Source organism: Aeromonas sp. SER, assembly GCF_038739615.1.
In the GTDB taxonomy this organism is placed as follows: domain Bacteria; phylum Pseudomonadota; class Gammaproteobacteria; order Enterobacterales; family Aeromonadaceae; genus Aeromonas; species Aeromonas jandaei.
This window is the reverse complement of the sequence record NZ_JBCGFC010000009.1, coordinates 168777-191179: the sequence shown is the minus strand read 5'-3', so window position 1 is coordinate 191179 and position 22403 is coordinate 168777. Positions and strand designations below refer to the sequence as shown.

General features: G+C 58.1%; 22 protein-coding genes, 1 tRNA gene and 1 pseudogene. 17 read left to right on the top strand and 7 right to left on the bottom strand.

Annotated elements, in window-relative coordinates; genetic code table 11:
- Window positions 1–46 precede the first annotated feature (46 nt).
- The 3 genes from AAHA41_RS15030 (at window position 47) to yjjG (ending at window position 2525) form a co-directional block, all read left to right on the top strand.
- Window positions 47–123: transfer RNA gene (locus AAHA41_RS15030), tRNA-Met, on the top strand.
- 198 nt (window positions 124–321) lie between these two features.
- Window positions 322–1821: a leucyl aminopeptidase family protein gene (locus AAHA41_RS15025; RefSeq protein WP_323069601.1), complete on the top strand. Its 1500-nt coding sequence runs from the start codon at window positions 322–324 to the stop codon at window positions 1819–1821.
- A 14-nt stretch (window positions 1822–1835) separates the two neighbouring features.
- Complete coding sequence (gene yjjG / locus AAHA41_RS15020; RefSeq protein WP_323069561.1) at window positions 1836–2525, top strand: pyrimidine 5'-nucleotidase; 690 nt, start codon at window positions 1836–1838, stop codon at window positions 2523–2525.
- A 68-nt stretch (window positions 2526–2593) separates the two neighbouring features.
- Here the strand turns inward: yjjG and AAHA41_RS15015 are convergent, their stop codons facing one another.
- The 3 genes from AAHA41_RS15015 to dusC form a co-directional block, all read right to left on the bottom strand.
- Window positions 2594–3301: a transporter substrate-binding domain-containing protein gene (locus AAHA41_RS15015; RefSeq protein ID WP_323069559.1), complete on the bottom strand. Its 708-nt coding sequence runs from the start codon at window positions 3299–3301 to the stop codon at window positions 2594–2596.
- Window positions 3302–3459: 158 nt separating this feature from the next.
- Complete coding sequence (locus AAHA41_RS15010) at window positions 3460–3828, bottom strand: RNA polymerase-binding protein DksA (RefSeq protein WP_041210735.1); 369 nt, start codon at window positions 3826–3828, stop codon at window positions 3460–3462.
- A gap of 97 nt (window positions 3829–3925) precedes the next feature.
- The gene (dusC, locus tag AAHA41_RS15005) at window positions 3926–4870 is read right to left on the bottom strand and encodes a tRNA dihydrouridine(16) synthase DusC (protein ID WP_323069556.1); all 945 of its coding nucleotides are present in this window, start codon (window positions 4868–4870) and stop codon (window positions 3926–3928) included.
- A gap of 123 nt (window positions 4871–4993) precedes the next feature.
- Here dusC and AAHA41_RS15000 point away from each other — a divergent pair, with 123 nt between their 5' ends.
- From AAHA41_RS15000 to AAHA41_RS14985, 4 genes are all read left to right on the top strand, one after another.
- Window positions 4994–5371: a DUF454 family protein gene (locus tag AAHA41_RS15000; RefSeq protein WP_323064156.1), complete on the top strand. Its 378-nt coding sequence runs from the start codon at window positions 4994–4996 to the stop codon at window positions 5369–5371.
- Between the two features lie 133 nt (window positions 5372–5504).
- Window positions 5505–6050 (top strand): adenine phosphoribosyltransferase, encoded by a 546-nt coding sequence (gene apt, locus AAHA41_RS14995; RefSeq protein WP_033113563.1) that lies wholly within the window; start codon window positions 5505–5507, stop codon window positions 6048–6050.
- A gap of 185 nt (window positions 6051–6235) precedes the next feature.
- Entirely contained in the window at window positions 6236–8833 is a 2598-nt protein-coding gene (gene dnaX / locus AAHA41_RS14990; protein ID WP_323069553.1) for a DNA polymerase III subunit gamma/tau, read from the top strand.
- A gap of 114 nt (window positions 8834–8947) precedes the next feature.
- Window positions 8948–9277, top strand: a complete 330-nt coding sequence (locus AAHA41_RS14985; RefSeq protein ID WP_041210739.1) for a YbaB/EbfC family nucleoid-associated protein — start codon at window positions 8948–8950, stop codon at window positions 9275–9277.
- A 27-nt stretch (window positions 9278–9304) separates the two neighbouring features.
- Here the strand turns inward: AAHA41_RS14985 and AAHA41_RS14980 are convergent, their stop codons facing one another.
- Entirely contained in the window at window positions 9305–9427 is a 123-nt protein-coding gene (locus AAHA41_RS14980; RefSeq protein WP_323069551.1) for a hypothetical protein, read from the bottom strand.
- Between the two features lie 523 nt (window positions 9428–9950).
- Between AAHA41_RS14980 and AAHA41_RS14975 the strand changes: the two genes are divergently transcribed.
- From AAHA41_RS14975 to nfo, 4 genes and pseudogenes are all read left to right on the top strand, one after another.
- Entirely contained in the window at window positions 9951–10250 is a 300-nt protein-coding gene (locus AAHA41_RS14975; RefSeq protein WP_071909920.1) for a hypothetical protein, read from the top strand.
- Between the two features lie 477 nt (window positions 10251–10727).
- A pseudogene (locus tag AAHA41_RS14970) lies at window positions 10728–10850 on the top strand (IS3 family transposase); the annotation flags it as partial.
- Between the two features lie 159 nt (window positions 10851–11009).
- The gene (locus tag AAHA41_RS14965) at window positions 11010–11405 is read left to right on the top strand and encodes a DUF4019 domain-containing protein (RefSeq protein WP_323069548.1); all 396 of its coding nucleotides are present in this window, start codon (window positions 11010–11012) and stop codon (window positions 11403–11405) included.
- Between the two features lie 443 nt (window positions 11406–11848).
- Window positions 11849–12691: a deoxyribonuclease IV gene (gene nfo, locus AAHA41_RS14960; protein WP_043850477.1), complete on the top strand. Its 843-nt coding sequence runs from the start codon at window positions 11849–11851 to the stop codon at window positions 12689–12691.
- Window positions 12692–12793: 102 nt separating this feature from the next.
- Here the strand turns inward: nfo and AAHA41_RS14955 are convergent, their stop codons facing one another.
- The gene (locus AAHA41_RS14955) at window positions 12794–13699 is read right to left on the bottom strand and encodes a LysR substrate-binding domain-containing protein (RefSeq protein ID WP_323069545.1); all 906 of its coding nucleotides are present in this window, start codon (window positions 13697–13699) and stop codon (window positions 12794–12796) included.
- Window positions 13700–13801: 102 nt separating this feature from the next.
- Here AAHA41_RS14955 and AAHA41_RS14950 point away from each other — a divergent pair, with 102 nt between their 5' ends.
- The 4 genes from AAHA41_RS14950 to AAHA41_RS14935 all read left to right on the top strand — a co-directional run bounded on the left by AAHA41_RS14950 (window position 13802) and on the right by AAHA41_RS14935 (window position 18291).
- Window positions 13802–14794 carry a TDT family transporter gene (locus tag AAHA41_RS14950; RefSeq protein WP_323069542.1) on the top strand — a complete coding sequence of 331 codons (993 nt, stop codon included), beginning with the start codon at window positions 13802–13804 and terminating at the stop codon, window positions 14792–14794.
- A gap of 264 nt (window positions 14795–15058) precedes the next feature.
- Window positions 15059–16048, top strand: a complete 990-nt coding sequence (gene lpxM, locus AAHA41_RS14945) for a lauroyl-Kdo(2)-lipid IV(A) myristoyltransferase (protein ID WP_323069540.1) — start codon at window positions 15059–15061, stop codon at window positions 16046–16048.
- A gap of 203 nt (window positions 16049–16251) precedes the next feature.
- Window positions 16252–17247, top strand: coding sequence for a lauroyl-Kdo(2)-lipid IV(A) myristoyltransferase (locus tag AAHA41_RS14940; RefSeq protein ID WP_323069538.1), 996 nt, complete (start codon window positions 16252–16254; stop codon window positions 17245–17247).
- A 183-nt stretch (window positions 17248–17430) separates the two neighbouring features.
- Window positions 17431–18291, top strand: a complete 861-nt coding sequence (locus AAHA41_RS14935) for a PA4780 family RIO1-like protein kinase (protein WP_215801190.1) — start codon at window positions 17431–17433, stop codon at window positions 18289–18291.
- Window positions 18292–18352: 61 nt separating this feature from the next.
- Here the strand turns inward: AAHA41_RS14935 and AAHA41_RS14930 are convergent, their stop codons facing one another.
- Both AAHA41_RS14930 and AAHA41_RS14925 read right to left on the bottom strand, forming a co-directional pair.
- On the bottom strand, window positions 18353–18886 hold the full coding sequence (locus AAHA41_RS14930; RefSeq protein WP_323092179.1) for a GNAT family N-acetyltransferase: 534 nt from the start codon (window positions 18884–18886) through the stop codon (window positions 18353–18355).
- Window positions 18887–18922: 36 nt separating this feature from the next.
- The gene (locus tag AAHA41_RS14925; protein WP_323069599.1) at window positions 18923–19420 is read right to left on the bottom strand and encodes a prolyl-tRNA synthetase associated domain-containing protein; all 498 of its coding nucleotides are present in this window, start codon (window positions 19418–19420) and stop codon (window positions 18923–18925) included.
- 207 nt (window positions 19421–19627) lie between these two features.
- Here AAHA41_RS14925 and AAHA41_RS14920 point away from each other — a divergent pair, with 207 nt between their 5' ends.
- Both AAHA41_RS14920 and AAHA41_RS14915 read left to right on the top strand, forming a co-directional pair.
- Window positions 19628–22057, top strand: coding sequence for a DNA polymerase II (locus tag AAHA41_RS14920; protein ID WP_323069532.1), 2430 nt, complete (start codon window positions 19628–19630; stop codon window positions 22055–22057).
- Between the two features lie 87 nt (window positions 22058–22144).
- Window positions 22145–22396: a DinI family protein gene (locus tag AAHA41_RS14915; RefSeq protein WP_033115714.1), complete on the top strand. Its 252-nt coding sequence runs from the start codon at window positions 22145–22147 to the stop codon at window positions 22394–22396.
- Window positions 22397–22403: the final 7 nt, after the last annotated feature.

Below are 22403 nucleotides of genomic sequence, written 5' to 3'. Positions count from 1 at the left end.
AGACAAACGCCACAGACTTCTGCTCGGTCTGGGGTGACAATTCGGACGCGGGGTGGAGCAGCTCGGTAGCTCGTCGGGCTCATAACCCGAAGGTCGTCGGTTCAAATCCGGCCCCCGCAACCAACTTCCTCTCGGTTTTTCCTTTTTCAGCTTCTTTTCATCACCTCCATTTTTATCTTTCCAAATACTCTACAGACATTGCGCAATATCACTCTTACGTGGTGAAGGTGTTGTTTGTGCTGGTATTTCAGGGCAAAACTGGTCGTCCCGCCTGTTTGTTAGGTATGATCAGGTATCTCTTCACGGATGAGGTACATGCCTGTGATCACTCCCTTTACCTATCTTCCTCCCGCTATCGATTGCCAAGATGCCACTCTCGTCCAGGCCCTCGAGCAGGTGCTTCCTATACAGATATTGCTGATCGCCGAAGATCAGAAGGAGGCGATCCTGGCTCATCCCCAGCTATCGGGTGTCAACACCCTGCTGGCGCTGGGCAAAAAAGCCCCCTTTACCCTGATGCAGGGCAACAGCCTGCTGCTGGTCGTCTGTGTGGCGGGCAGCGTGGAGCGGGATCACCGCCTCTACAAGCAGGTGCGAAGCTGGATTGCGCCGTTGTCCGGATTAAAAGCCGAGCGGGTCGGTCTTCATCTCGAGGGCTTTTCTGCCTCCGAGCGGGGAGTGCTGGCCGAGCTGGTGCTCTCCTCCCTGCTCGCCGCCAATATGCCGCTGCCGACCAGCAAGAGCCGCAGTGAAAGCAGCTGGAGCTATCAGCAGGTAGTTGTGTCCCCGGCGGTGGTGCTGGATCTGGCCCGGATCTACAGCGAAGCGGGCGGCAATGGGCTGGCCCGCCATCTGGCGGTGCTGCCCGCTTCCGAGCTGACCGCAGCCAACTATCGCGAGTTCCTCAGCCAGTTGGCGCAGGAGGAGGGTTGGCACTGCCTCCATTATGATCAGGGCCAGTTGGCCGAGCTGGGGGCAGGCGCCTTCTTGGCCGTGGCCCGTGGCTCGGAAGACAATCAGGGCGCCATGGTCAAGCTCAGCTACTACCCCCCCAAGCCGGTGCGCCGTATTGCGCTGGTAGGCAAGGGTATTTGCCACGACTCCGGCGGCTACAACCTCAAGATCTCCGGCAGCATGTATGGCATGCATCTCGACATGGGAGGCAGCGCGGTGGCCCTCGGTACCCTCTATGCCATCAGCAGAGCTCAGCTACCCTATGAAGTTCACTGCTGGCTGGCTATTGCCGAGAACCATATCGGCCCTCATGCCTATCGGCCCGGGGAGGTCGTCACGGCTATCAACGGTACCACCATCGAAGTGGTTGATACCGATGCGGAGGGGCGGATGGTGCTGGCTGATACGCTGGCGATGGCGGCGCAGGATACCCCGGATCTGCTGATCGACTACGCCACCCTGACAGGTGCCTGCAAACGGGCGCTGGGCAGCCGTTACAGCGGCGTTTTTACCAACCGCACCGAATGGCTGGTATCGCTGGTCAATATGGGGCAGCGCAGCGGCGAGCGGGTCTGGCCGTTTCCACTCGATGAGGATTATGACGACAACATCGAGAGTGAATGGGCCGATCTGCTGCAGTGTGCGCCGGGCAGCTCTCCGGATCATATCGATGCCGCCCGTTTTCTCTCCCATTTCGTCCCCGAGCAGACTCCCTGGCTGCATTTTGACCTGAGCGGTTTTCGCAACAAGGGAGGCAACGGGGTGGTTTCAAGCGAAGTAACAGGCTTTGGCGTGCGTCTGACTCTGGATCTGCTGGCGAGTCCGCTGGGCAGAACGGGGCGCCATAGCATGGAACAACCTGACTGATGACAAGGATTTTTGTGAACAAGACAAGCTATGACTGGGTGCTGTTCGATCTGGATGAGACCCTGCTCGATTTCCCGGTGACACAGGCGCTGGAGCAAACCCTTCGCCACTATGGCGTACAGGTGGATGAGGCTGGCATGGCGGCCTATCACACCCTTAACCACGGTTTGTGGCAGCAGTACAACAATGGCGAAATCGATGCCACAGCGCTGCAAGAGACCCGCTTCTCCCTCTTTGCCGAGCAGGTCAATGTTGACCCCATGGTGATGAACAACACCTTTCTGGCACAGATCGTTGCCTTGAGCATGCCCCTTGATGGGGTAGTGGAGACGCTACAGCTGCTGAAGGACAAGGTGAACATGGGCATCATCACCAACGGCTTCAGCGTTCCCCAGCGAGGCCGGCTTGGCAAGCTGGGCTGGAGCGAGTGGTTCGCACCTTTGGTTATTTCCGACGAGATCAGGGTTACCAAGCCAGATCCCGCCATTTTTCAGCACACCCTCTCGCTGATGGGGGCTCCGGATCCGGCCAGAGTGCTGATGGTGGGTGACAATCCCAAGACCGATATTGCCGGTGCAGCTGCACAGGGGTTGGCTACCTGCTGGTATAACCCGGGCAAGCAGAGTGGTGAGTGTGATGCTACTCACGAGATCCATCACTTCTCTCATTTAGCTGGCATTGTGCTTGGTCAGTCGTGCAGTTGAAGTGGTTCCTGATAGGTTATTTCACGGAACCAGCATAGAGAACGGGAGAGCCATCGGCTCTCCCGTTGTTATTCTGCGAGCAGCCCAGAGGTATAGCGGGTCAGGATCTGCTGATATTCGGGGCTTTGCTTGAGTTGGTCGATCGCCTGATTGAGCCGATCCAGCTGGGCTTGCGATGTGCTCTTCTTGCTGAGCATCAGGTGAACCGGAGTGCGCTCGATATGCAGCAGGATATGGAGCTGTTTCAAGGTGATGCCCTGATGCTCCCACTCCTGCAGGCTGTTCGGATCGAGGATAAACCCCTGGATCCGCCCGCCGTGGAGCATCTTGAGCAGTTGCTCCAGGGTGAATCGCTCCTGTAGCCGAGGTTTCACCTTGGGGTCGGCGACAAGGCGGCGAAACGCCTCTCCGTAGTCAAACCCCTTGAGCAGACCGATATGAAAATCGGGAGTATTGATCAGCTGTTCCAGAGTGGTGATGGTGCGCCAGCGTGGTTCATCTTCCTTGCGGATGATGATGACCGTCTCCTCTTCCCGATAGGCATGGCTGAAACGGGCATAGTGCTGACGCTCGGTGGTGATGTTGGCGGACATGGCCAGTTGAACCGTGCCGAACTCTAATTCGTGCAGCACCCTCGTCCAGGGCATTTCGATGAAGCGAGCCTGATAGTCAGCCCGTTGCAGGATGGCATTGAGCAGTTCGATATCCAGCCCTTGCAGCTGATGCTGTTCATTGCGATAGCTGAACGGCTGCCAGTCGCCCCAGCCAACGACCAAAGACTCCTGTGCGGCGGCCTGACAGCATAAACACCATAACAACAAGAGTCTGTACACGACTCATCCCCTCGAACCGGCTCATATAGTCGAGTATTGGACAGGAATGGCAGTGTCACCAGTGAGGCAGTAAAGAGAGGATGCACCGGTTGGTGCATCTTTCAGAGCTCGTGGGCGTGGAATCCCTTGCGATAGCGGGCTTCGCAGCGCGGGCAGCGTTGCAGGGTCGGATCCTGCTCCAGCGATTCGATGGCCAGAGGCTCTTCGCAGTCGGAACAGAGGCCGTAGAGGCCGAGATCCATCTGACAGAGTGCGGCATCGATCCGTTTGAGATGCGCCACACTCTGCTCCACTTTGGGCAGATCCAGCCGGCTGGTCAGCTCGACCAGCTGATCCTGTTCGCAGTGATCCAGCTTTTCGGCCCACTCGTCACGGCGACAGGCTTTTAGCTGACCGATCAGCGTTTCTCGTACCTGGGCCCAGTCGGACAGCAGGCGATTACGCCAGACAGTCAACTGTGCTTGCGTCATTTCACACACATTATCCCCCACAGGACAGACGACAGATTCGGGGCAGTATAGGGATCCGATAACTTTATCAAGATGATATGAGTCAAGTTAACGACGGTTAGCCGTGGCTTTTGGCCGCTTGCAGCAAGGCATCGCGGATGGGATCCGTCTCTTTGAGTACCCGGATATCCTGAAACAGCAGATCTGCTTCCGGGTATTCCCGCTTGAGATAGCTGAACCACTGTTTGATCCGGCTGGGGTAGTAGTCAGCCTTTTCGCTGGCCAAGTCCTGCTCGGTGTAGCTCACCATCAATTGCAGTACCTCGGCCCAGCTCATGTGGGGGCAGCCGGTTTTCATCACGTTGGCCAGATTGGGCAGGGAGATGGCGCCGCGCCCCACCATCAGGGAATCGCAGCCGGAGACGCTGGCACAGGTCAGGGCATCCTGACGATCCCAGATCTCGCCGTTGGCCGTGACGGGGATCGGCAAGGCGCGGCGAATGGCATCCACATACTCCCAGTGGGCGGGCGCCTTGTAGCCTTCTCGCTTGGTGCGGGCATGGACGGCCAGCTCGTTGGCGCCGCCTTGATGAACGGCATGAGCGTTTTCCAGATAGAGATCCTTGTCATCGTAACCAAGGCGAATTTTGGCGCTGACCGGCAGATGGGCGGGCACCGCGTCGCGCACTGCCTTGACTATGCGATGGATGGTCTCGGGTTCTTTGAGCAGCACCGCGCCGCCCTTGCTCTTGTTGACCGTAGGGGCGGGGCAGCCGAAGTTGAGATCGACCCCGGGGGAGCCCAGCTCGATGGCGCGTCTGGCATTTTCAGCCAGCCACTCGGGATGTTGCCCCAGTAGCTGGACCCGCACCGGGGTTCCTGCACGGGTTTTGCCATCTTGCAGCAGTTCGGGGCAGAGGCGATAGAACACCTTGGCGGGTAGCAGCTGATCAACGACCCGGATAAATTCGCTTACGCAGAGATCGTAATCGTTGACGGAGGTCAGTACCTCCCGCATCAGGTGATCCAGTACCCCCTGCATGGGGGCCAAAATAACGCGCATAACTGCTTTCCGAAGAGATAAGGAGAAAAAAGAGGGCAGATTGTAGTGGGGTTGTGCCCCGCTGTCAGCTATCAGCCAAACTCTGTTAGGCTAGACAGCCATAAACAGAGATGAGAGGTGTCAATGCAGCGCTGGTGTCTGATGATCTTGGGATGGCTGGCCTTTGTGATCGGCATTGTCGGCATCGTGTTACCACTGCTGCCGACCACCCCCTTCATGCTGCTGGCAGCCGCTCTGTTTGCTCGTTCGTCCCCCCGTTTTCACCACTGGCTGCTAAGCCATCCCTGGTTTGGCCCACCCATTGCAGACTGGCAGCAGTATCGCGGTATTCGCCGCCATGCACGGCGGCGCGCCATTATCTTCATTCTGCTCACCTTCTCGGTGTCGCTGGCGGTGGTGCCGCTGCTATGGGTCAGGGGGCTGTTGCTTCTCATAATGGTGATCCTGCTCACCTGGTTAATGCGCCTGCCGGTGCTGGAGCCAGTTGCAATGGAGAAGTGAAGTCCCTAAGCTATTGCGGCAATAATGCTATGGAGTCGGCCTGTCATTCTTGCGTGACAGGCTTTTTTATTTCCCGCTGGCGGGAAGACTAAGATAAAACGGCCATCTGGGTCGAAAAACAAACGGTCAAACCATGAATCCGGAAACCCTGAAATTTATCGAAGCGAGCATCAAGACCATTCCCGACTATCCGAAGCCGGGCATCCTGTTTCGCGACATTACCAGCCTGATCGAAAATGCCGAGGCGTTCAAAGCCACCATCGATCTGCTGGCCAATCACTATCGTGATCAAGGGATCACCAAGATTGTTGGTACCGAGGCTCGCGGCTTCATCTTTGGCGCGCCGGTTGCCTACGCCATGGGTCTGGGCTTCGTGCCGGTCCGCAAGCCGGGCAAACTGCCCCGCGCTGTCATCGAGGAGTCCTATGCCCTCGAATACGGCACCGACACCCTGCAACTGCACACCGACGCCATCGTGCCCGGTGACAAGGTACTGGTAGTGGACGATCTGCTGGCGACCGGCGGCACCGTCGATGCCACCGTCAAGCTGATCCGTCGCGCTGGCGGTACTGTGGCCGATGCGGCATTCATCATCTCCCTGCCGTCTCTCGGTGGTGATGCCCGCCTGACCGCCGCTGGCGTCAAGGTGGTCTCTCTGGTTGAACTGCCGGGCGAATAAGCCCCCGGTTTGATCAACAGGCTGCTTATTGTCAGCCTGTTGCCAGCCTCCAAACCGGTGCCCGTGCGGGCATCGGTTTGAAATTCAAGCGATCCCTCCCGCTCTGACCGATAGCCGATACAGCCTCCCGTCCATTTGTGTTAGCATCCGGCCTCAATGCCCTGTATTCCCTGCATGATGGATTTATGAGCTATCAGGTTCTGGCGCGTAAATGGCGCCCCCATACGTTTGAACAAGTGGTTGGTCAGCAACATGTGCTGACTGCCCTGACCAACGCCCTGGATCAGGGACGGCTGCATCACGCCTATCTGCTGAGCGGCACCCGCGGCGTCGGCAAAACCACCATCGCCCGTATTCTGGCCAAGAGCCTCAACTGCGAGCAGGGGATCAGCAGCCATCCGTGTGGCGTCTGCGATACCTGCCGCGAGATCGATCGGGGCAACTTTGTCGACCTGCTGGAAATTGACGCGGCGTCGCGTACCAAGGTGGAAGATACCCGCGAGCTGCTCGACAACGTGCAGTACCGACCGGCCCGTGGTCGCTTCAAGGTCTATCTCATCGACGAAGTGCACATGTTGTCGCGTCACAGCTTCAACGCGCTGCTGAAAACTCTGGAAGAGCCGCCCCCCTATGTGAAGTTTCTGCTGGCCACCACGGATCCGCAGAAGCTGCCGATCACCATTCTCTCGCGCTGCCTGCAGTTTCATCTGAAGAGCCTGGATCAGACCCAGATCGCCAAGCAGCTCGAATGGGTGCTGGATCAGGAGGGGCAGCCCTTCGAACCGCGCGCTCTGCTGGCTTTGGCCAAAGCGGCTGACGGCAGTATGCGCGATGCCCTGAGCCTGACCGATCAGGCGCTGGCGCACGGCAACGGCAGCGTGCGCCTCGAGAGCGTGCTGACGATGTTGGGCACGCTCGATCACCGTCATCTGCACCAGCTGCTGGAAGCCATTTTGCGGCAGGATGCCCCCGCTACCATGGCCAAGATCAGCGAGATCGCTACTTTGGGCCCCGATTTTGATCAGCTCCACGCTGAGCTGGAAGGCTTGCTCCATCGTATCGCCATGGCCCAGCTGCTACCTGCCAGCGTGCAGGAGCAGGGGGCGGACGCTGATGCCCTGCTGCAACTGGCCAAGGCGATGAGCCCGGAAGAGGTGCAGCTCTGCTACCAGATTGTGCTGGGTGGCCGCAAAGATCTGCCTTGGGCACCTGATGGCCGCACCGCGCTGGAGATGACCTGCCTGCGGATGCTTGCCTTCTCGCCCCGGCGCGAGGTATTGCACCCCGCCACGTTGACGGCGCTCCCCCCATCCATGACTGGCTCGGCCAGCGCGGGAATGGGGGCAGCCCCGACGCTGCCGGGAAAGCGCCCGGCCGCTGAGCCTGCAACTCATACTCCACACCCTGCACAGACGGCTTCTGCCGATGCCATGACGGCCACGGCCGAGGTAACCGGTCAGGATGAGGAGAGCGGTGAAGAGGAGGCGCAAGCCGCCCAGCTCTTCAGCCAGCAGGATGAGTTGCTGCGCGAGGCGGCCGGTATGGGTTATCAGGCCGAGTCGGCCCCGCTCTCTGGTGCGAATAGCAGCATGGCGGTTGATACTGCGAGCTGGGGGGAGGGGGCTGCTGCAAACTCAAACCCATCGGTACCAACCGACACTGCGCAGATGGCCGCTGCAGAGATGGCGCCTGCTCAGATGACGTCTGTACCGATGGATAGCGTTCCGGCTGCATCTGCTTCGGAAGCGTCCGAACCTGTATCGGCGGTATCGAGCATGCAAAGCCTGCTTGGCAAACGCAATATGCTGCGTAGTCGCCAGCGTGGAGAGAGCAGCGCAGCTGCTCCTGCTCCTCGGGCGGTGCCGGTTGCGCCAGTGCGTCAGGTTACTGCCTCTGCGCCAGCACCTCAGCCGCAGAGTGCGCCGTCATCCGCTATCAACCAAACAGCCACCCCGAGTGGCCCCGCCATGGGCCAGTTTGGCGAGCAGCCGCCGGTGGATCTCTACGCCGAAAATTATGACGAGGCGGGTGATAACGGGGATTACGAGGAGTATCTCAGCCAGAGCTTTATGGCCTCGCCCGTGCCTGAGCCTGCCCGCAGTGCGCCCAATCGCACCGCGGCCCCCGCTACTCAGCCTGCACAGCCAACCGATCTGCCCCCCTGGGATCTGGCTGGGCAGCCGAGCTATCGACCTGGCGAGCGCAGTGCCACAGCGCCTGCAGTGACGCCTGCTCCTGCGACCCAGCCAATGACCACGACGGTGGCGGCTGCCCCTGTGGCGCAGAGCGAGCCTGCCCAGCCAGTGATGGAGACGATCGATTGGGACGAGCTCGAAAGCGATGAGGAGCCGCAAGAGGGGGAGGCGACCCGCCTTATCCCTTCTTCACTGCTCAATGGTTGCGGTGACTCCTGGGCCGAGCTGATTGCTCACACCCAGGTAGGCGGTCGGCTGCGCCAGCTCGCCATCAACTCGGTGATGACGCGTGAGGGGGACAAGGTGTTGCTGACCCTCAAGCCCGAGCAGCGCCATCTGGTGAGCGACAAGGCGCGCGCCGATCTGGCCGAGATCATCGGGCCTGCGCTGGGGCAACCGGTACAGGTCGAGGTGACGCTCGGCGTGGTGCCTGACAAGGAGACCCCTCTTGAGATCGAGCATCGCCTCTATCTCGGGGTACGCGAGCAGGTGACCCGGGATCTGGAGCAGGATCCCAACGTACAGTTTTTAGTTCAGCGGTTTGGTGCCGTGCTCCATCACGAGAGCATCGAGCCCCTCAACCGCTAAATTCCGTGGCCGGGAGCTGGCTCCCGGTTGAAAAGCAGTTTGGCTGTCCCCATCTAGGACAGACAAGCCCACAGCCCGGCGCTGGATGCCGGATTTCAAGACGAGAGACGACATATGTTTGGTAAAGGTGGAATGGGTAACCTGATGAAACAGGCCCAGCAGATGCAAGAGCGTATGCAGAAGATGCAAGAGCAGCTTGCCCAGATGGAAGTGACCGGTGAAGCCGGTGCCGGCATGGTCAAAGTCACCATGACGGGCAGCCACAGCGTACGTCGCATCGAGATCGATCCCTCCCTGATGGAAGATGACAAGGAGCTGCTGGAAGATCTGGTTGCCGCCGCTTGCAACGATGCCGTGCGTCGTGTGGAAGAGCAGAACAAGACCAAGATGGGCGAACTGACCGGTGGCATGCAATTGCCGCCAGGATTCAAGATGCCGTTTTAAGGCATAAAACCATTTAGGTTCAATGCCTTATGCTTTGGCCTGTTGCTCGTGGGTCAGATATGGGTCAACAACACCCAGTTTCTCGGCCAGTTCATTCCTGTAATTAGGGTTGTCCTTGCTAACCCACGGAGCATAAATGGTGCGGATCATCCCCCAGTCTTTGTGACCAAGTTGCTTGGCCAGATAGGCTGGATGAGCACACGCCATCAGAAGCATTGAGGCATAGCTATGGCGCAGCTGATACGGTTCTCTATGTGTCAGCTGCGCTTTTCTTGGTAGACGAGCAGCAATAGCCCGGTGCTGTAAACAGTTCGGGTCTGATGTACGGCATATTCTCCCTCCCCAAAAAGACCCTTCGCCTCATTCCCTCACGCCGCTTGTTATGACACTGTGGCTGGATGATTAGGGGAAGATACGAACAAGCCATTTCTTATCGAACGAGTCCCCGTCGGTTTCGTGGATGAGGTTCAGCATGAGTCACGTTCCCACCTTCCCTAAACGCCCTAGAAAAATAGATCATATAAATAATGGAAAGCTAGTCTTACTATTTTAATTTTAGCGCATACTGATTCGGAATATTCTGATAATGACATGCTGAAGCCTAAATGGCTAGATCCCATTGTAGTCAATGCATAGAATGAAAATCAGATGTTGACAACAACTAGGAGCTGCTATGCAAATCCAAGTTTTTGAAAAGACATTTAGGCTTGCAGGGGAAAATGAGCAAGTTGCTCAATTTACATTTACTACATCAGGAGCATTGCACATTTGGTTTCCTGAGATAGGCCTACAGATGGAGGCTCATCGAAACCAACTACGCATTCAAAATCATACGATTATTTACACTGGTGGACTGGATTATGGTGAACACCGCGCCCATTGGGCTTTGACGCTTCATGCAGAAGATATCAAAGAGTTTAAGAAAATTATGTCGAGATTTCACCTAAACAGGCATCTGGCTGTTCACAGTTAGCGCCGATAAGTCTAATCTTGATAATTTTCAAGATAGTGGAAACGCAAGTTTTTGATATCGAGCTAACACCTGTGCTCGAGATGTAAGTAGTGCCGTCCTTTGCCACTACGTCTTTTGTCGAGCCAACCCTTGGTTCCTCTGGTCTGGTAATCTGGCAATTTTCGTAGCGACGGCTTTGGTGGTCATAGGGTAGTTGCAAATAGTATGGTAGGGAAGCTGTTCTATAATCGGGTTCGCACTCCTATGACCACATTTTTTATTTAATATCTGGCCCTTCGTATGGTTTATACCTTCTTCTTAAGCTGGAGGTGGCCAAGATGGGGCAGGTGTAAAACGTAGACTGCACTATATCCCACAGACTTTTAAACTGTCGCAGAACGATCTGAACGAAAAGGCTAGCCTGCTTGCAAGCACTAGCCTTTTTACCAATTCAGGAAAACCGGCAGGAGCAACGTCATGTCGTATCTCGACAAACAGACAGCCGAACAGCGCATCAAGGAGCTCGAGCAACAGTTGGAGCAAATGAGGCTAAAGGCCGAATTTTTTGAAGCTGTTGTTGAAGAACTGAAAAAGGACTACGGAATTTCCATTTTAAAAAAGCGAACAACGCAATCCTGTGAGTCTTCTTGTTGTAGCAGTTCACAAGGCTGACCATCGTCAGGAACTGTCGGTTTCTTGGGATAAGCCTACCGGGTTGCAGACCTAAATAGGCGGCTTCCTTGTTGCCCAGAATGCACGAATATAATAAAGGAGTTTAAGGTGAAAAAGGGGCTTGTTACTTTTACTTGTTTGGTTTCATTTTTTGTTGCAGCTCAAGAAAATGATGCACTATCAGTAGCGAAAGCATGGCTTGAAACCGTTGATGCTGGATTTTATAACCAAAGCTACGAATTAACTGATAATGCATTCAAGTCTGAGCTCTCTGTCTCTCAATGGCATGATGCATTGGACAAGTTTCGTCATCCTTTAGGTATGGTTGTTCTACGTTCTGAGATTGCACAGGAGAAATCAGAATGCCTTCCTGGTAGACCTGATGGGAAGTTCATCACTATACAGTTTATTACCAAGTTTGAGTATGCTGGATCTGCTATTGAGACTATTACTTTGAGTAAAGATAGTGGTGATTGGCTTCCTGTAGGTTACTTCATTAAATAAATTATCTACTAGAGAGTATAAGGGCGCATTAATCAGCTTATCGCCTGACCACAGTATTTGTTAGGGGGCTATTTATGTACATTTTTAATTATTTTTCTTTCAGTCAGTGGTAAGGTGAATGTGTCATGGAAAAATGGAGTATATTACTTGCGCTCTCTTATTGGTGTTCCGTATGAATATGGTAAATGAAGCTGTATTGGGTCCGTTTGTTTCACAATTTGCGCACTATAACCATTCTCTTGTACGGGCAACTGGCAGGTGAATATCATATCCATACAAAAAGTACCATTTCAACCGATAGAAGGCATGACCAGATTGAGTTATCACGCAGCGCCCCTACTCATATTCAGGGTGAGCGTGTCGGGAAGGGTGTTGCAAAGTGTCACCGCATTTTGGCATCTGTCGGGAGAGACGGCATAATGGCGCCTCACTGAGGAGACGTTATGAAATATATTGGAGCCCACGTCAGCGCATCTGGCGGGGTGGAAAACTGCATCGCCCGCGCCCAGGCCATCGGGGCCAACGCATTTGCGCTTTTTACCAAGAATCAGCGTCAGTGGCAGGCGGCCCCCTTGTCGGATGCCACCATCCGCGCCTTCAAGGCGGCCTGCGACAAGGCCGGTTTTCTGCCGGAGCAGATCCTGCCCCACGACAGTTACCTCATCAATCTGGGTCACCCGGATCCCGATGGCCTTGCCAAATCCCGCGATGCGTTTCTCGATGAGATGAAGCGCTGCGAGCAGCTGGGGCTGTGTTATCTGAATTTTCACCCCGGCAGTCATCTCAAGCAAATTCCCGAGGCAGCCAGCCTAAAGCTGGTGAGCGAGTCCATTAACTGGGCGCTGGAGCGCAGTGAAGGGGTGACGGCGGTCATCGAAAATACCGCCGGGCAGGGGACCAACCTCGGCTGGTCGTTCGAGCACCTCGCCACCATTATCGAGGGGGTGGAGGACAAGAGCCGGGTCGGGATCTGCTTCGATACCTGCCACGCCTTTGCTGCGGGTTATGATCTGCGCACCGCCGAGAGCTGCGCCACTGTCTTTGCCGAGTTCGACCGCACGGTAGGTTTTCAGTATCTCAAGGGGATGCATATCAACGGCGCCAAGTGCACCTTCGGCAGCCGGGTCGATCGTCACCACAGTCTGCGCGAGGGGAATCTGGGGGAGGCGGTATTCCACCACATCATGAACGATGACCGTTTTGATCGCATTCCGCTGATCCTCGAGACCATCGACGAGTCCATCTGGGGCGAGGAGATCAGCTGGTTGCGCAGCTTGGCGAAGTGATACTCAGCGAGCAAATAAAAGGGAGGGAGCCATGGCTCCCTCTTTGCTTTGTACCTTTCAGCAGTTGGCGTGCCGGTTTGTCTGCGGCGTTATGATCGTGCGTTACTCCGCGCTGATCACCTCGGCATCGTTCAGCTGGGCCCTGCAGAAGTGGATAAAGTGACGCAGGGAAGCGGAGTGGTACTTCTGCTTGTGCCAGATAAGGGAGAGCTGGCGCGGGAAGCGGCGGGTGAGGGGCAGGGCGGCCAGCCGGCCATCAGCCAGACGATCCGAGGCGGCGAGGCGGGAGATGAAAGAGATGCCGAGCCCCTTCTCCACCGCCAGCATCACGGATTCCAAGGTGTTGAGCTCAAGGCCCGCTTGCCAGTTGGGCAGGCCGGGCTGGATCTGGCGGATAAACTGTTCGCGGCTACCGGATTGGGGTTCACGCAGCACCCAGGTCTCACCACCCAGCCGGGAGAGGGAGAGATCCACTTGGTTGGCCAGCGGGTGATCAGGGTGGGCGATCACCAGCATCTCGTCCTGCAGCCAGGGTTCGGTGACGAGATCGGGATGGTGGTTTTCCCCCTCGATCAGCGCCATATCCAGCTCGAAGTTGGCGAGTGCGTGGCAGAGCAGATGGGTATTGTTGATGGTCACCTTGGGGGGGAGCCCCAGCTCCTGCTTGCTGGTGGCGAGCAGGGTGGGGAGCAGGTAGTTGCCGATGGTCTGGCTGGCGCCAAGACGCAGCTGGCCGCTCGGCTCGGCATCGGCACGAAACAGGTTTTCGATATCCTGCATCCGGGTCAACAGCTCTTCGGCGGCCGGTTGCAGCAGGCGCCCCTCGTTGTTGAGCTGCAATCTGGGGTGGATGCGATCAAACAGCGGCGTGGCGAGTTGGCGCTCCAACTCCTGCAGTGATTGGGAGACAGCCCCCTTGCTCAGACAGAGTTCGTTGGCGGCCACGCCAAGGTTGCCGTAGCGGGCGATGGTGGCGAACACCTTCAGCTGTTGCAGGGTCAGTTTCATCGTGTTTGGTAATCCTGAATGAGTGATTCAATTCATTTAGATATCGTAAACGATAAGGGGCCATTATCCTATCGCCATAGTCATCAATAGAAAGGTGTCATCATGATCGCAAGAACCCGTAAATCCCTGGCTGCCGCGCCAACCCCCATGGCGGGTCTGGCGCTGGGCATTGCCAGTCTCGGTTGGTGTTGGGAGAATGCCGGTCACTTCGATGGACGGATGCAGCTGCTGGGCGCCGCTATTGCCGCTGTGCTGCTGGTGATCCTTACCTTCAAGTTTTTGTTCCACCCGAACCTGCTGATGCAGGATCTGGCACACCCGGTAGTCGGTAGCGTCGTGCCGACCTATGCCATGGGCACCATGGTGGTCTCCAAGGCGCTCGGTATGCTGGCTCCGCAAGCAGGTGAAGGGCTCTGGCTGTTTGCCGTGGCTGTTCACTTGTTGTTCCTGGCAACCTTCATCTGGCATCGCGCCAAAGAGTTCGAGATCCACCACATGGTGCCGAGCTGGTTCGTACCGCCGGTCGGGATCATCGTGGCTGACGTCGCCTTCCCGGGCGGCCAGTTTGCGCCGCTTGCCAACGTGCTGCTCTGGTTCGGGGTCATCTGCTACGGTCTGATGCTGCCGCTGATGCTCTATCGCCTCATCTTCAGCCACGAAGTACCGGATGCAGCCAAGCCGACCATCGCCATTCTGGCGGCGCCGGCAAGCCTCTCGCTGGCCGGCTACCTGACTGTCAGCCAGGATCCCTCCCTGCTGCTGGTGGCCACGCTGTTTGGTATCGCGATCCTGATGACCGGCATCATCTATCTGGCCTTCATCAAGCTGCTGCGTCTGCCCTTCTCGCCGGGTTATGCCGCCTTCACCTTCCCGCTGGTGATCGGTGCCACCGCCCTGTTCAAAGTGGCTCATCTGGTGGAAGGGTTTGAGCAGAGCGCTCACTATGTCGAGCAGATCCGCCTGCTGGCCCACTTCGAGCTGGGAGTTGCCACCGTCATCGTCGGTTATGTTGCCCTGCGTTACCTGATGTTTTTTCTGCCGCAGCGTGATACCGAAATGAACCACGGCATTGCCCGCCAGGGTGCTCATCGTTAAATCTTGACGATGCGACGTCGGAAAATGGATAAGCAGTGCGCTCTGGGAGCGACGGGATAAACGACCAGTCATACGATGGATGGACAAAGAGCCACCCGCTGGTTGTGTAATAAGTAAAATGCCCCGCCATGCGGGGCATTTTTTTTACCTTTTCGCCACTTCTGTCGTACGAAACTTCCTATCGTGCGCGATATAGCGGATTTAACTGGTATTACCTGTCAGGGCGTCTACAATACACCACCTTTTTGACGTAAACCGTGAATCATGTCCCCCCAAGATCCCCTGTTCAACCCCGCTTTTGAAGTTCGTTTCCTTCACCCCCGTTACTGGTTCAGCTGGCTGGCACTCGGTGTGTTGATGGTGCTTGCGTTTGTTCCGGTGCGTCTGCGCGACCGGTTGGCCGAGGGGCTGGCCCCGCTGGTGTTTCGTATCTCGAAAAAACAGCTCTATATCGCCAGAACCAATCTGGCGATCTGCTTTCCGCACAAGAGTCCGGCCGAGCGCGACGCCATCGCATTGACCTCGATCCGGGTGGGGCTCAAGAGCCTGCTTGGCTTCGGCGAGTTCACCATGCGCAGCGAGCGTTATCTGATGAGCCGGATGCAGGTGAGTGGCTGGGAACATATCGAGGCGGAGCAGGCGGCCGGTCGGCCGGTGATCCTGGTGGTACCCCATACCTGGCCGGTGGATGCCGCCGGTTACTGCTTTACCCGCCGTGGGGTGCCCATGTGCACCATGATGAAGCGGGCGCGCAACCCGGTCTTTGACTGGCACCTCAACCGGGCCCGCGCCAAAAATGGTTGCCGTGTATATGAGCGCAGCGCCGGCATCAAGGCGGTGATCCGTACCATCAAGAGCGGTCGCAGTTTCTTCTATCTGCCGGATCAGGATCACGGTCGCGAGAAGAGCATCTTCGCCCCCTTCTTTGGCCACTCGAAGGCCACCTTGCCGGCGCTGTCGCGGCTGGTAGAGGTGAGCGGCGCCAAGGCGGTGCCGCTGCTGGCCTGCTATGACGAAGAGAATCACTGCTACCGGTTGGAGATCGAAGCGCCGTTCGATAACTATCCCACCGCCGATGTGATGGCCGATACCTGCCGGATGAACGACACGGTGCAACAGCAGCTGACCCGTCATCCCGGCCAGTACATGTGGTTCCTCAAGATCTTCGATACCCGCGAGGATCAGGAGGGGCTCGATGGCCTCTACGAGGCGGGCATCCAGCGCATTCGTCAGGGGCTTTCTCCTTACGCTTGATCGCGCGTAGTCTGGTGGCTGCATGCTGCCTGCCGGATAAAAATGGCCCCGAGAGGGCCATTTTTTGATCCCGAATGGGATGACCATCACCTCTTTTTGATCCCGAATGGGATGACCATCACCTCTGCGAATGGGAGCCAAGGGGCACAGGGTAGAAAAAAATGTCAGGATAACTACAATAACCGTTTGTTTTTCATGACTTGATGGCTGACATGTCCCCATTAGATCCGGTATTTGACACCACATTTCATCCCCGTCTGCTCCACCCCAAATGGTGGGGTAGCTGGTGTGCACTGGGTTTGCTCTCCCTGCTTGCATTCATCCCGGCGCGCGTGCGGGACGGCTTTGCCAATCTGGTGGCACCCACTCTGCTGCGTTTTTCGAAAAAGCAGTCCTATATCGCCGATACCAACCTCAAGATCTGTTTTCCCGAGCTGGATGAGGCGGCCCGCGCAGCCCTGCTGCTCAAATCAATCCGGGTCGGCCTCAAGACCTTTATGGGCTTTGGCGAGCTGACCTGGCGCAGTCCGGCGCACCTGCTGCGCAACATCAAGGTGAGCGGCTGGGAGCATATCGAGGCGGAGCGGGCAGCTGGCCGACCGGTTATTCTGGTCGTTCCCCACTCTTGGGCTGTGGACATGCTGGGTCGCTACTTCGCGCTACAGGGGATGAGCATGTGTACCATGATGAAGAGCGCCAAGGATGAGGTGTTCGACTGGTATATCAACCGCGAGCGGGCCAAGGGGGGCAAGGTGTATGAGCGCAGCGTCGGCATCAAGCCGGCGATCAAGTCCGTGCGCGGCGGTGCCAGCTTCTTCTACCTGCCGGATCAGGATCATGGTCGGGAGGCGAGCGTCTTCGCCCCCTTCTTTGGCCATCCCAAAGCGACCCTGCCGGCGCTACCCAAGCTGGTGAAGCTGACCGGCGCCAAGGCGGTGCCCATCTTCGCCAGCTATGACGAGGATGCCGGCTGCTATCTGCTGGAGATTGAACCACCATTCGATCCTTACCCCACTGCGGATGCGATGGCGGATGTGGTCGCCATGAACCGCATGGTGGAGCAGCAGGTGACTCGTCACCCCGAGCAGTACATGTGGTTTCTTAAGATTTTTGAAACTCAGGAGCATCAGGAGGGGCCGGATGGCCTCTATGAGGCGGGGATCCAGCGGATCCGCCAGGGATTACCCCCCGAGCCCTGAGTTGAACTGGCCCGCTTGCGGGCCATTTTTGTTGCCGTGGCTCGCTCGGAGGGGAATTTTCAGTGCCGGAAGATGGACAAACAGCGGGCAGGCAGTGGATAACTGAGTGTCCGGACAGAAAAATGGGCAGGTGGACGTGCAACAGACAATTTTGCAACGGGCAGAGAGAGTGAAAGGGCGGTCATGAAAGTTCCAAATCGAATCCAACCCCTGGTTGATGACGGCCTGGTTGACGAGGTCATCAGCCGGTTGATGAGCGGCAAAGAGGCCGATGTCTACGTGGTGCGCTGTGGCGACGAAACTCGCTGCGCCAAGGTATACAAGGAGGCGTCCAAGCGCAGCTTCAAGCAGGCGGTGGTCTATCAGGAGGGGCGCCGGGTGCGCAACAGCCGCAGCGCCCGCGCCATGGAGAAGGGCTCCAAGTACGGTCGCAAGCAGCACGAAGAGGTGTGGCAGAGCACCGAGGTGGATGCCCTGTTCAAGCTGGCGGCAGCTGGCGTGCGGGTGCCGAAGCCCTATGTCTGTCTCGATGGCGTGTTGTTGATGGAGCTGGTCACCGATGCCGATGGCAACGTGGCACCCCGCCTCAACGACGTGGCTCTCAGCCATGAGCAGGCGCTGGCGGATCACGCCAAGGTGATTGGTTATGTGGTACGCATGCTCTGCGTCGGCCTTATTCACGGCGATCTTTCCGAGTTCAACGTGCTGGTGGATGAGCAGGGCCCCGTGATCATCGATCTGCCGCAGGTGGTGGATGCGGCCGCCAACAATCAGGCCAGAGCCATGCTGGAGCGGGACGTCAACAACATGCGCAACTACTACGGCATGTATGCCCCCGAGCTACTCAAAACGAACTACGCCAGAGAGATGTGGGCGCTTTACGAGGATGGCAAGCTCACGCCCCAGAGCGAGCTGACCGGTCAGTTCGAGGAGAGCCGTGAGGCTATCGATCTCGATGCCGTGCTTGACGAGATCGCCAGTGCCGAAGAGGAGGCTTATGCCCGTCAGGCACGGATGAAGGCAGAGCAGGAAGACAGCTACTGAGGGTTTGCCACTCTTGCCACCAGAGCGCCCTCGGGGCGCTCTTTTTATTGCTATGGGCTGGTTATGTTGGGGCGTGCTCTATCTGATGGGGCAGAGGAAATATCCGGTACACCGTCAACCAGCAGCGATCTCCCGGGTGGAAGCGTCGTTCCAGCCATACTCCGCCTGCTTTCGCAATCACCCTGCGGGAGGCCTGATTCTGTTCGTCACAGCTGACCAATACCGGCTTGCTCAAAATGCGTTGCTGTACCCAGCCAAGCAGCAAGCTCGCAGCCCCTTCGCCACGGCGGGAGGGGCGGGTTTCATAACCGATGTGGCCCAGCCACTGTTGGCTGGCTTCACTGTCATCGTGGCGCAGGCGCAAGGTGGCGAGGATCTCTCCGGCATCGAGGGCAAAATAGGTGGTGGTGGTCGGATAGCCGCTGGGCAGGTTATGCCCTCTGGCATGATCCAGCAGCGCTTGTAGCCAGCTGTCAGGATCAAATTGCGCGACCTGATAGAGGGGCAATCCGGCTTCGGCGCACTCGGCCACATAGTTGCGATAGGCCGCGGTATCGGTCAGGCGAGCCGGGCGGCATTCGTAGCGGGCTGGCACTGGCTGCTCCCGTGCAGTGGGGGTTGCATCCGCCATTTAATCAGCGGCCACGACCGGCAGCCGCATGACATTGGCCTCCCGGCCGAGGTGGGCCAGCAGGCGGCGCACATCGTCGAGGCGGATAATCAGGGTGGAGGTATTGACCAGCGGATGACACTGCATCTGCTCCGCTTGCCAGATGGCCTCGTCCACCACCAGCTCTACCGCGTTTTCCCTGTCGCGCACCATGGCGAGCAGGGTGACCGAACCCGGGGTGAGGCCAAGCACGGCCTCGAGCCGCTCTGGCGAGCCAAAACTCAGTCGCTTGACGCCAAGGGCGGCAGCCAGCGCCTTGAGATCGACCCGGCTCTCCTCCGGTGCTACCACCAGAAACAGCCGCTCGCTTTTCGGGTCACGCAAAAAGAGATTCTTGCTCTTGGCGGCAGGCAGGTCGGGCAGCAGCCGGCTGGCCTCCTCGCAGGTGAAGACGGGGGCGTGATCGATGCGCTGATAGGGAATGGCCAGCTGATCCAGCAGAGAGTAAAGCGCCACCATGACCTCCTGATATCGGGTGAAGAGTGGGGGGATGAATGGCATCGCGAATACTGCCGCCACCGGCATTCGCTGCCATTCTGGCCGAGCTTACCAGTTTGCGGCTCCTCTCGCAGCTTGGTTAGGCCATGGCGGCTGGCGTGGCAATTGCAGCAAAGCACTGTATGAACGTACAATACTCCCATCTCCATGTTGATCCCGATGACTTGCATGACTGACCAACCGTCCATCCCACCCGTTACTCCGCCACGCGACGGCTTTATTCTGACCCGTCATGGACGGGATGTGCGCGGCCGTGGCGAGCAGCCGAAACGCACCGAGATTGTGATGTGGCTCTGGAGCGAGCAGGGACCGGTGCGGGTGGTGGTGCCGGGGCAGGAGCCGGTCTTCTTTCTGCCGCAGAGCCATATGGAAGAAGCCGCCGAACTGTTCAAGGGGGCGGGGGTGAGCGGGCGGTTTCGCCGTCTGCCGATGCACACCTTCGACGGCCGCGCCGTAGTGGGCTGCTACTTTGCCACCCTGAGTGCCTTTCACCGCGCCATCGAGCTGCTGCTCATCCGCGGGCTGGAGCACTTCGAGGCTGATATCCGGCTGCCGGAGCGCTATCTGATGGAGCGTTTCATCACCGCCGGCGTGCGTTTCGAGGGACGCACCCTCAAGAAAGGGGGCAAGCACGGTTACTGGGAGGTGAACGAGGCGCGCTGCGCACCACAGGCGGTGACGCCGACCCTCTCTTGGGTGTCGCTGGACGTGGAGTGCGCCATGGACGGCGCGCTCTTCTCGGTGGGGCTCTACAGCGAAGAGGATGCACGGGTCATCATGATCGGTACGCCGGAGGCCGACGCCGATAGCTGGAGTACCCGGGTCGAATGGGTGGCGGACGAGAGCGCCCTGCTGAGTGCGCTGGAGCGCTGGTTTGTGCGGCACGACCCCGATCTGGTCATCGGCTGGAACGTGGTCAACTTCGATTTTCGCCTGCTGCTGCGCCGCGCCGAGCTCAACAAGCGGCGGCTGCGGCTGGGGCGCGGCCACGAGCTCTGTTTCTGGCGCTCATCGCGTAACGACCCCCAGACTGGCAACGTTATTATCCCCGGGCGCATGGTGCTGGATGGCATCGACACCCTGAAAAGCGCCACCTGGCAGTTCCCGAGCTACAGCCTGGATGCGGTGGCAAGCGAATTGCTCGGCCGTGGCAAGGATATCGAGGACGTGGCCAACCGGGGGGAGAAGATCACCGAGCTGTTTCATTCTGACAAGGAGGCGCTGGCTCGCTACAACCTGGAAGATTGCAAGCTGGTGTGGGAGATCTTCGACTACTGCCACCTCATCCCCTTTGCCATCGAGCGTGCCTCCCTCACCGGCCTTGAGCTGGACAGGGTGGGGGGCTCGGTGGCGGCGTTTACCAACCTCTACCTGCCGCGGCTCCATCGTGGCGGCTACGTGGCCCCCAATCTGCCGGCCGACGGTGGGCTGGCGAGCCCCGGCGGCTATGTGATGGACTCCAAACCCGGCCTCTATCGCCACGTGCTGGTGCTCGATTTCAAGAGCCTCTATCCCAGCATCATCCGCACCTTCTGCATCGACCCCATGGGGCTCATCGAGGGGCTGCAGCATCCCGACCACGCCATTCCCGGCTTTCGCGGCGCCCTGTTCTCCCGCGAGCGGCACTTCCTGCCGGATCTCATCGCCACTCTGTGGGCGGCGCGGGATCGGGCCAAGGCTGCCAGCAACAAGGCGCTATCCCAGGCCATCAAGATCATCATGAACTCCTTCTACGGGGTATTGGGCTCGGGGGGCTGCCGTTTCTATGACCCGAGGCTTGCTTCCTCCATTACCTTGCGCGGTCACGGCATCATGCAGCAGACCCGGGAGTGGATCGAAGGGGAGGGCTTCGAGGTGATCTATGGCGACACCGACTCTACCTTTGTCCATCTGGGGCGCGAGACCAGCCCGGATGAGGCGGACGAGATTGGCCGGCGGCTGGCGAAGATGATCAACGACAACTGGGCTGCGCTGATCAAGCGCGAGTTCAACCTGCCGAGCTATCTGGAGATCCAGTACGAGACCCACTATCGCCGCTTCCTGATGCCTACCATCCGCGGGCTGGAGAAGGGGAGCAAGAAACGCTACGCGGGGCTGGTGGCTGGCAAGGAGGCGGGGGCAGAGGAGCAGCTGGTGTTCAAGGGGCTCGAATCGGTGCGCACCGACTGGACGCCCCTTGCCAAGGCATTTCAGACCCGTCTCTACGAAATGGTGTTTCACGACCAGGATCCCGGCAGCTATGTGCGTACCATGGTGGACGAGACCCGGGCCGGCCTGCACGACGAGCTGCTGGTCTATCGCAAGCGGCTGCGCCAGAAGCTCGAGGAGTACCAGAAGAACGTGCCACCTCATGTGCGGGCGGCGCGTCTGGCGGATGAGGAGAACCTGCGCCGCGGTTTGCCCCAGCGCTACCAGCACAGGGGCTCCATCGCCTATCTGATGACCCTTAATGGCCCAGAACCGTTGGAGTACCGGCGCACCCCCATCGATTACGAGCACTATATCGACAAGCAGCTCAAACCCATTGCCGATGCGATCCTCCCCTTTGTCGGCGAGTCGTTCGAGCGGATCTGCGGCCAGCAGCTCGATCTTTTTTAGGGGTCATTTGCCTCTTTTTATGTCGGGTACTTTACTTTCCAAAAATACTGTATAAAAATACAGTCGTTCATCATGGAGAAGTATCCTATGCGTCTGGAAATCATCATCGACAAAAAACATCAGATCCCGACCTCCACCATGGAAGCGCTGCGCCAGGAGCTGCTCAAGCAGCTGGGCGAGAAATTCCCCGATCTCCATGTCCGCGTCGCCCCGGGCAGCAGCATGTCCCTGACTGTCAGCCGCGCCAGCAAGGAGGACAAGGAGCTTGCCGAGGCTATGGTGCAGGAGGTGTGGGAAAACGCAGACAGCTGGATGCCGGAAGAGAGTCTGGCTTCCTGAAAAGGCT

What these genes read in the sequence shown, in the direction of transcription:
- nfo (WP_043850477.1), top strand. Translation starts at nt 11,849, where the DNA reads ATGAAATATATTGGAGCCCACGTCAGCGCATCTGGCGGGGTGGAAAAC.
- AAHA41_RS14925 (WP_323069599.1), bottom strand. Translation starts at nt 19,420, where the DNA reads ATGGTGGCGCTTTACTCTCTGCTGGATCAGCTGGCCATTCCCTATCAG.
- AAHA41_RS14980 (WP_323069551.1), bottom strand. Translation starts at nt 9,427, where the DNA reads ATGATCCGCACCATTTATGCTCCGTGGGTTAGCAAGGACAACCCTAAT.
- dnaX (WP_323069553.1), top strand. Translation starts at nt 6,236, where the DNA reads ATGAGCTATCAGGTTCTGGCGCGTAAATGGCGCCCCCATACGTTTGAA.
- AAHA41_RS14985 (WP_041210739.1), top strand. Translation starts at nt 8,948, where the DNA reads ATGTTTGGTAAAGGTGGAATGGGTAACCTGATGAAACAGGCCCAGCAG.
- AAHA41_RS14950 (WP_323069542.1), top strand. Translation starts at nt 13,802, where the DNA reads ATGATCGCAAGAACCCGTAAATCCCTGGCTGCCGCGCCAACCCCCATG.
- AAHA41_RS14975 (WP_071909920.1), top strand. Translation starts at nt 9,951, where the DNA reads ATGCAAATCCAAGTTTTTGAAAAGACATTTAGGCTTGCAGGGGAAAAT.
- AAHA41_RS14920 (WP_323069532.1), top strand. Translation starts at nt 19,628, where the DNA reads ATGACTGACCAACCGTCCATCCCACCCGTTACTCCGCCACGCGACGGC.
- AAHA41_RS14935 (WP_215801190.1), top strand. Translation starts at nt 17,431, where the DNA reads ATGAAAGTTCCAAATCGAATCCAACCCCTGGTTGATGACGGCCTGGTT.
- lpxM (WP_323069540.1), top strand. Translation starts at nt 15,059, where the DNA reads ATGTCCCCCCAAGATCCCCTGTTCAACCCCGCTTTTGAAGTTCGTTTC.
- AAHA41_RS15000 (WP_323064156.1), top strand. Translation starts at nt 4,994, where the DNA reads ATGCAGCGCTGGTGTCTGATGATCTTGGGATGGCTGGCCTTTGTGATC.
- AAHA41_RS15010 (WP_041210735.1), bottom strand. Translation starts at nt 3,828, where the DNA reads ATGACGCAAGCACAGTTGACTGTCTGGCGTAATCGCCTGCTGTCCGAC.
- AAHA41_RS14915 (WP_033115714.1), top strand. Translation starts at nt 22,145, where the DNA reads ATGCGTCTGGAAATCATCATCGACAAAAAACATCAGATCCCGACCTCC.
- AAHA41_RS14955 (WP_323069545.1), bottom strand. Translation starts at nt 13,699, where the DNA reads ATGAAACTGACCCTGCAACAGCTGAAGGTGTTCGCCACCATCGCCCGC.
- apt (WP_033113563.1), top strand. Translation starts at nt 5,505, where the DNA reads ATGAATCCGGAAACCCTGAAATTTATCGAAGCGAGCATCAAGACCATT.
- AAHA41_RS14940 (WP_323069538.1), top strand. Translation starts at nt 16,252, where the DNA reads ATGGCTGACATGTCCCCATTAGATCCGGTATTTGACACCACATTTCAT.
- dusC (WP_323069556.1), bottom strand. Translation starts at nt 4,870, where the DNA reads ATGCGCGTTATTTTGGCCCCCATGCAGGGGGTACTGGATCACCTGATG.